Source organism: Lachnospira intestinalis (assembly GCF_040095895.1).
Taxonomy (GTDB): Bacteria; Bacillota; Clostridia; order Lachnospirales; family Lachnospiraceae; genus Lachnospira; species Lachnospira intestinalis.
In genome coordinates, this window is the sequence record NZ_JBBMFS010000002.1 from 386,824 (window position 1) to 399,808 (window position 12,985).

Below are 12,985 nucleotides of genomic sequence, written 5' to 3' on the forward strand. Positions count from 1 at the left end.
GGCAGCCTTTCTGTAAAAATGCAAAGACCGCAAAGAAATGCAGATTATGGCATGGATGAAAAGACAGTGGGCAGGAAAATGCCGGCATTTATATGCAGATAAGGTGGAACAGGTTATGAAATTGACAGAAATTTATCAAAATAAAAAGACGGTACTTTCATTTGAAATATTTCCGCCGAAAAAGGAAGAAGAATTAAAAAATATAGACCGCACATTGGAAGCACTGTGCGAGGTACAGCCGGATTTTATCAGCGTGACCTTTGGTGCGGGCGGAAGTGCCAATAAAAATAAAACAATAGAACTGGCAAAGAAAATCAAAGAGGATTATCATATTGAGCCGGTCGTTCATCTGACCTGCCTTTGCTATGACAGACAGGAAATTGACGAATTTGCAAGACAGTTACAGGCAGAGGGCATTGAAAATATTCTTGCACTGCGTGGTGACAGAAATCCTGATATTCCCGAAAAGGAAGATTTTAAACATGCGTCAGATTTGATTACATATATGAAGGAAAAGGGCGATTTCTGCGTTGCAGGAGCGTGTTATCCGGAAGACCATCCGGAGTCGGAAAGTCATATGCAGGAATTAAAAGCTTTAAAAACAAAGGTTGACGCAGGGGCGGAACTATTGCTTTCCCAGCTCTTTTTTGACAACCGCCTGTTTTATGATTTTGCTTCCGATTGTAAAAATAACGGGATTACCGTGCCGGTGACACCGGGCATTATGCCGGTTACCAGTGCCGCACAGATTCAGCGTATGGTGAAAATGTGCGGGGCGACTCTGCCGGATTCCCTGCAAAAAATCGTGGAACGCTATGCCGATAATAAACCGGCAATGATGGAAGCGGGTATTTATTATGCGGTGAACCAGATTCTGGATTTGCTGGCAAATGATATGCATGGAATCCATTTGTATACAATGAACAATCCTGAAGTGGCGAAGAAAATCTGTGCAGGAATCCAGCATTTGATTTAGGAAAGGCATAGAAGTATGCAGGAATTTAAAAATATTACACATACATTTGAACCGGTTTTCGATGAGAATTCAAAAATTTTGATTTTGGGAACATTTCCTTCTGTAAAATCCAGAGAAAATCATTTTTATTACGGACATCCGCAGAACCGTTTCTGGAAAGTGATGGCGGCAGTCACGGATTCGACCCAGCCGCAAACGATTGAAGAAAAAAAGAATTTTCTTTTGGAAAATCATATTGCGGTCTGGGATGTGATTCACAGCTGCAGTATTGAAGGTTCGTCAGACAGCAGTATCACAGATGTTGTGCCGAATGATTTTACGGAGCTTTTTGCACGTACACACCTTCTGGCGGTAGCTGCAAACGGTACAAAGGCATATGAACTGTATCAGAAATACGTATATCCGGTTACAAAGCGGGAAATTATAAAAATGCCGTCAACCAGCCCGGCAAATGCGGCTTGGAATCTTGCCCGGCTGACGGCGGCTTACCGGGAATTATTTGAAAAAATCTGTGATGACAGATGAGAAACCGCCTTCGAGAATTTCTCATCGACCCTTCGAAACAGGCTGCTTAGAAACGGGGATTAATATAAATTTTTTGATGAAATTCATCGGGAATTATTGTGCCGAATTTCCGGCAAACAGCCAGATTATAAATATTGGTACTAAAAATATCATCACCAAGCAGCGCTTTTGAAGCGGCGGTTTTGGTAATCAGCGGGACAGGGCAGCTTTTCTTGATAAAAGAAAGGTAATCCTGTCCTTTTTTATCAAATCCCAGAATGCGCACATAAGGCAGTGTGCGGTATCTTTCCGGCATACCGGCATCAATATTTAATACAATGTGCATTAGACAGCGGCAGACACGGGAATACGTATACTGACGGCTCTTTACCTTCAAAACCAGTTGTGAAAAAGTGTCAGAAGGTGCATGCAAACTGATAATGCGGCTTGCAAGTTCCGGCGTGATGTCGGCATAACCGCACAGCGCCTGGATGCAGTCGTTTTTAGCCGGATTTTTCATAAAGATTTCAGCCAGTTTGTACTGCAAAAATGTGGTAAAATCATCTAAAACAACCGGCATATATTGATTGTGGCCGGCATGGAGTGCTTCAAGCATCGGCTGTGGGAGTGCCTGCTTTAAAGAATCCTGCATTGCATTATCCGATATTGTAAACTGCTTTCGGATAGCCGAGGCACTTGAAAATGCGGCACTTCCGGACAGTGTTTCTTTGTGATAGCCGTCTCCGGCGCGCTTTAGGGTAAAAGGTGTAATAGGGCTGTGATGTTTTTGCAGGGCTTTTAAATACTCAATGCCTAAAATATTATTGGGATTTGCCAGCAGTTCCAACAGCTCCTCATGAGGAAGAAGAGCCAAAGCATTACCGGCAGAAGCGCGATGTCCTGACACTTTAAGACAGTGTATCAGGGCTTCCTGCCGTGCCTGTGGAAATGTTTTTCCGGTGGCAAGTGCATTTTTTAAAGCCTGTCTGTAATCGTCCGGTTCACGCACAAGAATATCAGCAGCTGCCTGCAGAGGTGTAAGTTCACCACATTCACTGCCAAATACCAATGACGAAACAGCAAGGGCATCACAGACCTGAACTGCGCCGTCTGCAAAAAATTCTGCACTGGACAGTGCATAAAAGGATGGCAGTTCAACAACGAGATTCACACCACAGTCAACAGCGGCGCGGCAGCGGGCATATTTATGAATCATGGCAGGTTCGCCGCGCTGTACAAAATTTCCGCTCATGACGGCGATACACACATCTGCCTGTGTCATTTTTACGGCTTTCCGAAGATGATATAGATGTCCGTTGTGAAAAGGGTTGTATTCCGTAATCAGTCCGACCGCTTTCATAAAAATCTCCAATCCGGGCAAATGCCCTGTGTTTGTAGTATCTGAGTTGCTGTACTAAAAAAGATATGGGGGCGGGTCACAAGGTCGTTTACCCACTTATGAGCAAGCTCATGTGGGTTTAGACCTTTTGACCCTGATATCTAAGAAATACCGTATCATAAAGGATGGCGGACTGCAACTAAATATAGATAAAAATAAATTGCTTATGATTTAAAACTTGTACTTCTGAAAAATTTGGTATATACTCTAAATAGGATTTCGGCGCAACGCTGGAAAATATTTAACATAATACAAGGAGGAGTCAGTAATCATGGCATTTATTGACGAAATTAAAGAGAGAGCAAAAGCAGACAAGAAGACAATTGTTTTGCCAGAATCTATGGATAAGAGAACATTTGAGGCTGCTGAAAAGATTTTAAAGGAAGGTATCGCTAATCTGATTATCATCGGTACACCTGAAGAAATCGCTGAAAACAGCAAGGGCTATGATATCACTGGTGCTACAATTGTTGATCCGTTCAACGATCCAAACAAGCAGAAATATATTGATAAATTTGTTGAATTAAGAAGCAAAAAGGGTGTTACACCGGAGATGGCTAAGGAACAGATGGAAAAGGATTACATGTACTATGCATGTTTAATGTGCAAGTGCGGTGATGCAGACGGTGCTGTTTCAGGTGCATGCCATTCTACAGGCAATACAATCAGACCGGCATTACAGTTATTAAAGACAAAGCCGGGCATTGGCAGCGTTTCAGGTTTCTTCTTAATGGAAGTTCCGGACTGTGAACTCGGTGAAAACGGATTATTCGTATTTGCTGACTGTGCTGTAAATCCAGATGTTGATTCTGAAAAACTTGCAGAAATCGCTATGTTATCAGCAGAAAGCTTTGAAGCATTTACAGGCGCAAAGTCTAAGGTTGCTATGCTTTCATTCTCATCATACGGCAGTGCAAAGCACGACAGAGTAACAATGGTAGCAGATGCTGTAAAGATTGCACACGAAAAGTATCCTGAACTGACAGTTGACGGTGAACTTCAGTTAGATGCAGCACTTGTTCCTGAAGTAGCAAAGTTAAAGGCTCCGGACAGCAAGGTAGCAGGACAGGCTAACACATTGGTATTCCCATCTCTTGAAGCGGGTAATATCGGTTATAAGCTGGTTCAGAGACTTGCAAAGGCAGGTGCTTATGGTCCTGTTCTTCAGGGTCTTTCTATGCCTGTTAATGACTTATCAAGAGGATGTTTCGCAGAAGACATTGTAGGTGTTGTAGCCATGACAGCTGTACAGGCTCAGAACGCAGGCAAGTAATTAAAGTTAGAGGAGATTAAAAGTAATGAATATTTTAGTATTAAACTGTGGTAGTTCTTCATTAAAGTACCAGTTAATCAACATGGACGATGAGAGCGTATTAGCAAAAGGTCTTGTAGAAAGAATTGGTATTGAAGGTTCTATCCTTACACACAAGCCGACAGGCAAGGATAAGTACGTTGTAGAACAGCCGATGAAGGATCACAATATTGCAGTTAAGCTCGTGCTTGATGCACTTGTAGACGAAACACATGGTGTAATCAAGAACGCTGATGAAATCGCAGCAGTAGGTCACCGCGTACTTCACGCAGGCGAAAAGTATAAGGAATCATGCCTTGTAAATGAAGATGTAAAGAGCGTTGTAAGAGAATGCTTCGACTTAGGACCTTTACATAACCCTGCAAACTTAATCGGTATCGAAGCTGTTGAAGCAGCTATGCCGGGCAAGCCAAATGTAGCAGTATGGGATACAGCTTTCGGCGGAACAATGGAGCCAAAGGCTTATCTGTATGCAATTCCACGCGAATACTATGAAAAGTATCATGTAAGAAGATACGGCTTCCACGGAACAAGCCACAGCTTTGTATCAAAGGAAACAATCAAGTTTGCAAATCTCGATAAGGATTCAGCAAAGGTTATCGTATGCCACCTTGGAAACGGTGCTTCTATTTCAGCTTCTATCGGCGGTAAGTGCGTAGATACTTCTATGGGTCTTACTCCGCTTGAAGGTCTGATTATGGGTACAAGAAGTGGTGACTTAGACCCTGCAATCATCGAATACCTTTGCAATCATGAAAACCTTACAGTATCAGAGATGCTGAACATTTTAAATAAGAAGTCCGGTGTACTCGGTATGTCAGGCGGAATCTCAAGTGATTTCCGTGATATCAAGGCTGCTATGGATGACGGCAACGAAGTTGCAAAGCAGACACTGGAAGCATATGCATACAGAGTAGCAAAGTATATCGGTTCTTATGTAGCTGCAATGAACGGTGTTGATGCAATCACATTTACAGCCGGTGTTGGTGAAAATGCTGCATGGTTAAGACCAATGATCTGCCAGTATTTAGGATATTTAGGCGTGAAGTTAGACGAAGCAGCAAGTGAAAAGGCTGTTGGTGAAGAAATGATTATTTCTACAGCAGATTCTAAAGTAAAGCTTTGCGTAGTTCCTACAAACGAAGAATTAGCAATTGCAAGAGAAACATTAGCATTAATTCAGTAATTGTATGTATGGTGTTGGGAAAGAGGCTTGCAGTAATGCAGGCTTCTTTTTTTAAAAGAAAATGTAATTTTTCATTGACAAATGAAGATACTGTGCGTATAATAGACAAAGTGTGAAAAATACATATCGTATTTGGTGTGGTTTGACACATGAGATAGTGTGAATTGGAGACAATTATGCTAATTGATTTAAGAAATCTTTTATCTGGTGCAAAGGATGACATGACAGTATCTGCGCCGCTTGAAATGGAAACATTCCGGACGGCACTTGCAGAATATCCTGTTATGGAAAAGCAGCCTGTAGAACTTGTGCTTACAAGAACAGGCAAAGACAAGCTTCATATTTCCGGAAACGGATTTGTGGCTTTGGAAATTCCTTGTGACCGTTGCTTAGAACCGGTAAGAACCGAGATGCATTTTGATATTGACAAAGATATTGATATGCAGGAAACTTCCGGCGAGATAGAAGATGAGGAAGAAAAAGACTATATTGATGGATACAACCTCGACGTGGACAAACTTGTTTTCGGCGAAATTCTTCTGTTGATTCCAGGGAAAACCCTTTGTAAGGAAGACTGTAAAGGTCTGTGCCTTCGCTGCGGTGCGAACCTGAATGAGGGGGAATGCGGTTGTGACAGAGAGTCCTTAGATCCAAGAATGTCTGTTTTCAAAGATATTTTAAACAATTTTAAGGAGGTGTAACCATGTCAATTTGTCCAAAGAATAAATCTTCAAAAGCAAGAAGAGACAAGAGAAGAGCTAACTGGAAAATGAGCGCTCCAAATCTTGTAAAATGCAGCAAGTGTGGAGCTTTAATGATGCCTCACAGAGTATGTAAGTCTTGTGGCTCATACAACAAGAAAGAAATCGTTGCAGTTGACTAATTTTTATTAGAATCTGCTATTAGGAGCTGTGTGCCGGATATCCGGTACATGGCTTTTTTGATTTTTAACAGATGTCTGCTTTGGAGCGAAGGCAAACATCTATGATAGCAGATGAGAAAACGCCTGTGCGGATTTCTCATCGCCGCTTCACAACAAGTTTTTTAGAAATGAGGATTATATGTTATATATTATGCGGCATGGAAAAACGGAATGGAATGAATTGCACAAGCTTCAGGGACAGACGGATATTCCACTCAATGAAAACGGAAGAAAAATGGCGCGGGAAGCAGGGAAACGGTATCGGGAGATTCATTTTGACATCTGCTACTGTTCACCGTTAATACGGGCAAAAGAAACGGCAGAACTGGTGCTTGAAGGAAGAGCTGTTCCGATTGTAACGGACGACCGTCTTATGGAAATGTGCTTTGGCGAATATGAAGGAATTGAAAACAGCTTTGCATTGCCGGACTGCCCAATCAATCTGGCATTTCAGGCACCGGAGCGTTTTGTGGCGGATAAGGGTGCGGAAAGCTTTGAAGAACTGTTTGCCCGTACAGGCGATTTTCTTGAAAAGGTTGTAAAGCCGCAGCTTGCACAGGGAAAGGATATTCTGATAGTAGGACACGGTGCAATGAATTCAAGCATCGTCTGTCAGGTAAAGAAACTGCCGCTTACGCAGTTCTGGTCTGCCGGAATAGAAAACTGTAAGCTGATGCAGCTGTGTTGATACAACGCTTGATTTTAAGACACAGATATAGTAAAATTATCAGATAGAAGACGCTTGGAAAGGCAGGGCTATTTTAGTGAGTGAAAAAGTAATCGTTGCACTCGATGCAATGGGTGGAGATAACGCACCGGTGGAAATTGTAAAAGGTGCGGTAGAAGCAGTGAAAGAAGAAGCCGGTTTACTCGTAAAGCTGGTCGGCAGGGAAGAACAGGTCCGTGCAGAACTTGCAAAATACACTTATCCGCAGGGACAGATTGAAGTGGTTGATGCACCGGACGTTATTGAAACCGGTGAGCAGCCGGTTATGGCAATCCGCCGGAAAAAAGATTCTTCCATGGTACGTGCGCTGACAATGGTCAAAGAAAAGAAAGCAGATGCATTTGTATCAGCCGGAAGTTCGGGCGCGATTCTGGTAGGCGGACAGGTTATCGTGGGTAGAATCCGCGGCGTGGAACGTCCACCGATGGCACCGTTGATTCCGACAGCAAAGGGTGTTTCTATTTTAGTAGACAGCGGCGCAAATGTCGATTCCAGACCGTCCTTTTTAGTCCAGTGGGCAAAGATGGGATCTATCTATATGGAAAATATCATGGGTATAAAAAATCCGAAGGTTGCCATTGTTAATGTAGGTCTGGAAGAAGAAAAAGGAAATCAGCTGGTAAAAGAAACATATCCACTGTTAAAAGCATGTAAGGATATTAATTTTATCGGTAGTATTGAAGCGCGCAACATTCCAAACGGCGATGCGGATGTTATAGTCTGTGATGCATTTGTGGGAAATGTTATTTTAAAGCTGTACGAGGGTACGGCAAAGATGCTCTTATCAAAGGTAAAGACCACATTAATGTCCAGCTTAAAGACGAAAATTGGCGCACTGCTGATTAAAAATTCGTTAAGCGATACGATGAAGTCATTTGATGCAAAGCAGTACGGCGGTGCACCGCTGATTGGTTTAAACGGACTGGTGGTAAAGACACATGGCAATGCAAAGGCGATGGAAGTTAAAAATTCGCTGTTACAGTGCGTGAAATTCCAGCGTGAAAAGGTCAACGAAAAAATTATTGCTTCCATTTCGGCAGAAAAACTGGACGAAGCAGAAGCGTGATGATGAATACGAGAATGCCGTGACATGTAGTGCCTGCGGCAGATGTCCGATACAGATATCAGGTTATTAAATGTAAAGAAGAAAGGAAGTTTAGAAAATGGAATTTGAAAAGTTACAGAAAATTATTGCAGAGGTTTTAAACATCGATACCGATAAGATTACAATGGAGTCTACTTTTGTAGATGATTTAGGTGCAGATTCATTAGATGTATTCCAAATTATTATGGGAATTGAAGATACATTTGATATTCAGATTCCGGAAGATGCAGCAGAGCATATTACAACAGTTGCCGAAGCTGTAGAACAGATTCAGGCAGCAAAAGCACAGTAAGACAGCATAAAAGCAGAAAGACAATGAGGCTGTAGGTACAGCCTCATTCTTTGCGCATATTGTGAAGAAGCCATAAATCAAAGCTTCTTCACACAGCAATTTGCCTCCGGGCGAAGGCAAATTGCTTTATTGCAGATGAGAAATCGCCTACGCGGATTTCTCATCGCATCTTCGCGACAGTGTCGCTCAGAAATGGTGATTAATATGGAGAATGATGATGAAACATAATACCGATTTAGACGGATTTCAGAAAATAATACAGTATCAGTTTAACAATATCGGACTGTTAAAAAATGCGCTGACACACAGTTCTTATGCCAATGAAAAAAAGACAGGCAATTACAAGGATAATGAACGTCTTGAATTTTTAGGTGATGCCGTGCTGGAACTGACATCAAGTGAATTTATTTATACCGGCAATCCCGATATGAATGAAGGAAAAATGACACGGCTGCGTGCAAGCATTGTCTGTGAACCGACCCTTGCGATGTGTGCAAGACAGATTCATTTGCAGGAATATATCATGCTTGGCAAAGGAGAAGACTTAACAGGCGGAAGAACAAGGGATTCGATTATCTCAGATGCGCTGGAGGCACTGATTGGCGCGATTTATCTGGATGGTGGTTTTGCTAATGCAAAAGAATTTATTCACCGTTTTGTGTTAAATGATTTGGAGAATAAGCAGCTCTTTTATGATAGCAAGACCATTTTACAGGAGGTTGTACAGGCATACGGTCTGGAGGTGGAGTACGAACTGACAGGTGAAGAAGGTCCGGAACATGATAAGAAGTTTCATGTAATTGCAAAAGCAGGGGATTTATTTGTGGTAAAAGGCACGGGACATACCAAAAAAGCGGCGCAGCAGCAGGCGGCATACAACGCTCTGCTTCATTTGAAAAAGAATGGAACACAATTTATGCCGAAAGGAAAGTAATCAATGTATTTAAAAAGTATAGAGGTGCAGGGCTTTAAGTCTTTTGCCAATAAAATTGTTTTTGATTTCCACAACGGAATTACGGGCATTGTAGGACCGAACGGTTCGGGAAAAAGTAACGTTGCCGATGCGGTCCGCTGGGTACTGGGTGAACAAAGTGCCAAGCAGCTGCGTGGTTCAAAAATGGAAGACGTTATTTTTGCGGGAACAGAGGCAAGAAAGCCGGTCGGCTTTGCATATGTGTCTATTACACTGGATAATGCAGACCATGCACTGCCGGTTGAATATGATGAGGTTACGGTGACAAGAAGGGTGTACCGTTCCGGTGAGAGTGAATACCAAATGAACGGACATAACTGCCGTCTGAAAGATATTTCAGAGCTGTTTTACGATACCGGTATCGGAAAAGAAGGCTACTCTATTATCGGACAGGGGCAGATTGACAAGATTTTAAGCGGTAAACCGGAAGACCGCCGTGAGCTGTTTGACGAAGCGGCAGGAATCGTGAAATTTAAGCGCAGAAAAGCTTCAGCACAGAAAAAACTTGACAGCGAGCGCGCCAATCTGGTACGTGTCAACGACATTTTGTCCGAACTGGAAAAGCAGGTCGGACCGTTGGAAAAGCAGTCCGAAAAGGCAAGACAGTATTTAAAATTAAAGGAAGAATTAAAAATTCTGGATGTCAATGGCTTTTTGCTTGAAACGGACAAGTTAAAGGCAGATTTAAAGGGGCTGGAAGAAAAGCTTGCCATTGCGGATTCGGATCTGGCACAGGCAAAGGAAAGCTATGAGGCGACCAAGGCAGAGTATGAAAAAGCCGAGGAAGAATTAAACCGGATTAATGAGCAGATTGAAACACACAATACGCAGCTTTCAGAAAAAGAACTGACAAGACAGCGTCTGACCGGTGAAATTCAGGTTTTTGAAGAACAGATAAAGACGATTCAGGTCAATGCAGCACACTATCAGCAGCGTATGACTGCCATTGAAAATGAAACAGCACACAAAAATACGGAGATTAATGGATTAAACAAGCAAAAGGAAGAACTTTCGGGGCAGCTTGCAGCTTATGGCAGTAAGCAGGAAGAAGCACAGAGGGTCCATGAAGAAATTCTTGCGGAGATTGAACGCATAACGGCAGAGATTGAAAACCGCCAGAATTCCATTTTTGAGATTTTAAACGAAAAATCAACGATTAATGCGGATAATCAGAAATATAAGACGATGCTTGAACAGCTCAACATCCGCAAGGCGGAATTAAGCAGCCGCATTATCCGCGGAAAGAGTGAAGAAAGTGCGCAGGATTCGGTAATCCGCACACAGACAGGACAGCTTGATACAGCCAATGAAGCGATAAAGAAGCTGACGGAACAGATTGAACAGGGTAATGCGGAGGTTGTCCGTTTAAAAGAGCAGATTGCCAAAGGCAGCTCTGAGATTGATAAAAAACAGCAGCAGTATCACAGGGAAAAGTCCAGACTGGAATCGCTTGTCAACATTACGGAGCGGTATGACGGCTACGGCAACAGTATCCGTAAAATCATGGAATTAAAGGAACAGCGTCCGGGCATTTTAGGTGTTATTGCAGATATTGTAAAAGTAGAAAAACAATACGAAACAGCAATCGAAACGGCACTGGGCGGAACAATCCAAAACATTGTTACGGATAATGAAAATACAGCAAAGGATTTGATTGCCTATTTAAAGCAGAACCGTTTCGGACGTGCAACATTTCTTCCGCTTTCGGCAATTCAGGTGCGCAATACCTTAGAGGGTGAGCCGTGCATGAAAGAAAAAGGTGTTATCGGTGCGGCAAGCGATCTGGTACGCGTTTCATTTGAATATGAAAAGCTGGCAAAATACCTGCTTGGCAGAATTCTTGTCGTTGACAATATTGACAATGCGCTTGCGATTGCAAGAAAGTACAGACATTCGTTAAGAATCGTAACACTGGAGGGTGAACAGCTTAATCCCGGCGGTTCCATGACAGGTGGTGCATTTAAAAATTCAAGTAATCTTCTGGGACGAAGAAGAGAAATTGAAGAATTAAAAGCTGCGGTATCGGCAGTCAGCGCAGAGATTACAAAGTCTAAGGAGCAGGTTGCAGGGCTTCGTGCAGAGCTGGCAGAAGTGCGTCAGGCATTAGAGCAGAGCAATAAGCAGATGCGTGAGGAGCAGCTTTCCAAAAACACGGCAGAGTTAAATCTTAGACAGTCCATTAACAAAAAGAAAGAAATTATTGCTTCTTACAGTGATGCATCGGAAGAGGCTGCAAAGCTGGAAAAAGAGATTTTAGAGATTGATGAGAGTTTAAGCCATGTCAGCGGCAGCCTTGCAACGCTGGATACACAGAATGAAACGTCACAGAAAGAAATTGACGAACTGACAAAGCAGTTAGAGGAAGCAAAGCAAAAGGAAAGCCGCCATACCGAAAATACGCAGGCAATCAATATCCAGTATTCGGCAACAGTACAGAAGGATACCTTTATCAGTGAAAATATTGCCCGGCTTCAGGCGGAAATTGAACATTCTGAAGTGGAAAAACAGCAGCTTTCCGAAAATCTTTCCGCAACCAATGTAGAAATTGAGCAGAAGCACCGCCAGATTGAATCAGTCAAAGCACAGATTGAACAGGCACAAAAGGATGCGGAAGCGATACAGGCGCAGGTGTCCGAATACAGAAAGCAGCGCGAAGAAGCTAATACGAAAAATAAGGCATTTTTTGAAAAGCGCGAGCAGTTAAATGAACAGATTGCCGCACTGGATAAAGAAAGCTACCGTCTGGCTTCACAGCAGGAAAAGTTAAACGAAGCCAATGATTCCCTCGTGGATTACATGTGGAATGAGTACGAGCTGACTTATAGTTACGCACTGGAGCTGCGCGATGAAACCATGGAGAATCTCGGTGAAATCAAGAAGCAGATTCACAGCCTGAAATCCGATATCCGCGGACTGGGTGATGTCAATGTCAATGCGATTGAAGAATACAAAGAAGTGAATGAACGCTACATCTTTTTAAAGACACAGCATGACGATCTGATTACGGCGGAGCAGTCACTGATTCAGGTCATTGAAGACCTTGATACCGGTATGCGGATTCAGTTTGAGGAAAAATTCAAGGAAATCAAAACTGAATTTAATAAGGTATTCCAGGAGCTGTTTGGCGGCGGACGCGGTACGATTGAACTTGTGGAGGGTGAAGATATTCTTGAAGCAGGCATTGTGATTATTTCACAGCCGCCGGGAAAAAAATTACAGAATATGATGCAGCTTTCCGGTGGAGAAAAAGCACTGACGGCAATTTCACTGCTGTTTGCCATTCAGAATTTAAAACCGTCACCGTTTTGTCTGCTTGATGAAATTGAAGCTGCACTGGATGATTCCAATGTCGGCAGATATGCGAACTATCTGCATAAGCTGACGAAGCATACGCAGTTTATCGTCATTACACACAGACGCGGTACAATGGCAGCGGCAGACCGTCTTTATGGTATCACCATGCAGGAAAAGGGTGTTTCAGCACTGGTTTCTGTGGATTTGATTGCAGACGATCTGGAAAAAGAAAAACCGGCTTCATAAAAAAGCAAAAATAAAGAATAAAAAATCAGATAAAGAAAAGAGGGAAGGT

General features: G+C 42.7%; 12 protein-coding genes. 11 read left to right on the forward strand and 1 reads right to left on the reverse strand.

Going from position 1 to position 12,985, the window contains the following annotated elements; all coding sequences use genetic code 11:
- The first annotated feature begins 115 nt into the window (after positions 1-115).
- Both metF and WMO37_RS04075 read left to right on the forward strand, forming a co-directional pair.
- Positions 116-976 carry a methylenetetrahydrofolate reductase [NAD(P)H] gene (gene metF, locus WMO37_RS04070; RefSeq protein WP_349154384.1) on the forward strand — a complete coding sequence of 287 codons (861 nt, stop codon included), beginning with the start codon at positions 116-118 and terminating at the stop codon, positions 974-976.
- A gap of 15 nt (positions 977-991) precedes the next feature.
- On the forward strand, positions 992-1,501 hold the full coding sequence (locus WMO37_RS04075; RefSeq protein WP_349154358.1) for a DNA-deoxyinosine glycosylase: 510 nt from the start codon (positions 992-994) through the stop codon (positions 1,499-1,501).
- Positions 1,502-1,547: 46 nt separating this feature from the next.
- Here WMO37_RS04075 and WMO37_RS04080 read toward each other — a convergent pair whose 3' ends face one another.
- Complete coding sequence (locus WMO37_RS04080; protein ID WP_349154359.1) at positions 1,548-2,840, reverse strand: nucleotidyltransferase; 1,293 nt, start codon at positions 2,838-2,840, stop codon at positions 1,548-1,550.
- A 310-nt stretch (positions 2,841-3,150) separates the two neighbouring features.
- On the opposite strand from WMO37_RS04080, the gene pta reads away from it, so the two are divergent.
- From pta to smc, 9 genes are all read left to right on the forward strand, one after another.
- Positions 3,151-4,152, forward strand: a complete 1,002-nt coding sequence (gene pta, locus WMO37_RS04085; RefSeq protein WP_022432164.1) for a phosphate acetyltransferase — start codon at positions 3,151-3,153, stop codon at positions 4,150-4,152.
- A gap of 25 nt (positions 4,153-4,177) precedes the next feature.
- Positions 4,178-5,377 carry an acetate/propionate family kinase gene (locus tag WMO37_RS04090; RefSeq protein WP_022432163.1) on the forward strand — a complete coding sequence of 400 codons (1,200 nt, stop codon included), beginning with the start codon at positions 4,178-4,180 and terminating at the stop codon, positions 5,375-5,377.
- A 176-nt stretch (positions 5,378-5,553) separates the two neighbouring features.
- A complete protein-coding gene (locus WMO37_RS04095) occupies positions 5,554-6,078 on the forward strand; it encodes a YceD family protein (RefSeq protein ID WP_022432162.1) in 525 nt (174 codons plus the stop codon).
- Between the two features lie 2 nt (positions 6,079-6,080).
- On the forward strand, positions 6,081-6,260 hold the full coding sequence (gene rpmF / locus WMO37_RS04100) for a 50S ribosomal protein L32 (protein WP_022432161.1): 180 nt from the start codon (positions 6,081-6,083) through the stop codon (positions 6,258-6,260).
- A 178-nt stretch (positions 6,261-6,438) separates the two neighbouring features.
- Positions 6,439-6,987, forward strand: coding sequence for a histidine phosphatase family protein (locus WMO37_RS04105; RefSeq protein WP_022432160.1), 549 nt, complete (start codon positions 6,439-6,441; stop codon positions 6,985-6,987).
- 76 nt (positions 6,988-7,063) lie between these two features.
- Positions 7,064-8,092 (forward strand): phosphate acyltransferase PlsX, encoded by a 1,029-nt coding sequence (plsX, locus tag WMO37_RS04110; RefSeq protein WP_022432159.1) that lies wholly within the window; start codon positions 7,064-7,066, stop codon positions 8,090-8,092.
- 97 nt (positions 8,093-8,189) lie between these two features.
- Positions 8,190-8,423: an acyl carrier protein gene (gene acpP, locus WMO37_RS04115; RefSeq protein ID WP_022432158.1), complete on the forward strand. Its 234-nt coding sequence runs from the start codon at positions 8,190-8,192 to the stop codon at positions 8,421-8,423.
- A 217-nt stretch (positions 8,424-8,640) separates the two neighbouring features.
- Positions 8,641-9,357, forward strand: a complete 717-nt coding sequence (gene rnc / locus WMO37_RS04120) for a ribonuclease III (RefSeq protein ID WP_349154360.1) — start codon at positions 8,641-8,643, stop codon at positions 9,355-9,357.
- A gap of 3 nt (positions 9,358-9,360) precedes the next feature.
- The gene (gene smc / locus WMO37_RS04125; RefSeq protein ID WP_349154361.1) at positions 9,361-12,936 is read left to right on the forward strand and encodes a chromosome segregation protein SMC; all 3,576 of its coding nucleotides are present in this window, start codon (positions 9,361-9,363) and stop codon (positions 12,934-12,936) included.
- Positions 12,937-12,985 lie beyond the last annotated feature (49 nt).

Excerpts from the sequence above, each read along its gene's own strand:
- rnc (WP_349154360.1), top strand. The coding sequence starts at position 8,641 with ATGAAACATAATACCGATTTAGACGGATTTCAGAAAATAATACAGTAT.
- WMO37_RS04075 (WP_349154358.1), top strand. The coding sequence starts at position 992 with ATGCAGGAATTTAAAAATATTACACATACATTTGAACCGGTTTTCGAT.
- WMO37_RS04080 (WP_349154359.1), bottom strand. The coding sequence starts at position 2,840 with ATGAAAGCGGTCGGACTGATTACGGAATACAACCCTTTTCACAACGGA.
- acpP (WP_022432158.1), top strand. The coding sequence starts at position 8,190 with ATGGAATTTGAAAAGTTACAGAAAATTATTGCAGAGGTTTTAAACATC.
- WMO37_RS04105 (WP_022432160.1), top strand. The coding sequence starts at position 6,439 with ATGTTATATATTATGCGGCATGGAAAAACGGAATGGAATGAATTGCAC.
- pta (WP_022432164.1), top strand. The coding sequence starts at position 3,151 with ATGGCATTTATTGACGAAATTAAAGAGAGAGCAAAAGCAGACAAGAAG.
- metF (WP_349154384.1), top strand. The coding sequence starts at position 116 with ATGAAATTGACAGAAATTTATCAAAATAAAAAGACGGTACTTTCATTT.
- rpmF (WP_022432161.1), top strand. The coding sequence starts at position 6,081 with ATGTCAATTTGTCCAAAGAATAAATCTTCAAAAGCAAGAAGAGACAAG.
- smc (WP_349154361.1), top strand. The coding sequence starts at position 9,361 with ATGTATTTAAAAAGTATAGAGGTGCAGGGCTTTAAGTCTTTTGCCAAT.
- WMO37_RS04090 (WP_022432163.1), top strand. The coding sequence starts at position 4,178 with ATGAATATTTTAGTATTAAACTGTGGTAGTTCTTCATTAAAGTACCAG.
- WMO37_RS04095 (WP_022432162.1), top strand. The coding sequence starts at position 5,554 with ATGCTAATTGATTTAAGAAATCTTTTATCTGGTGCAAAGGATGACATG.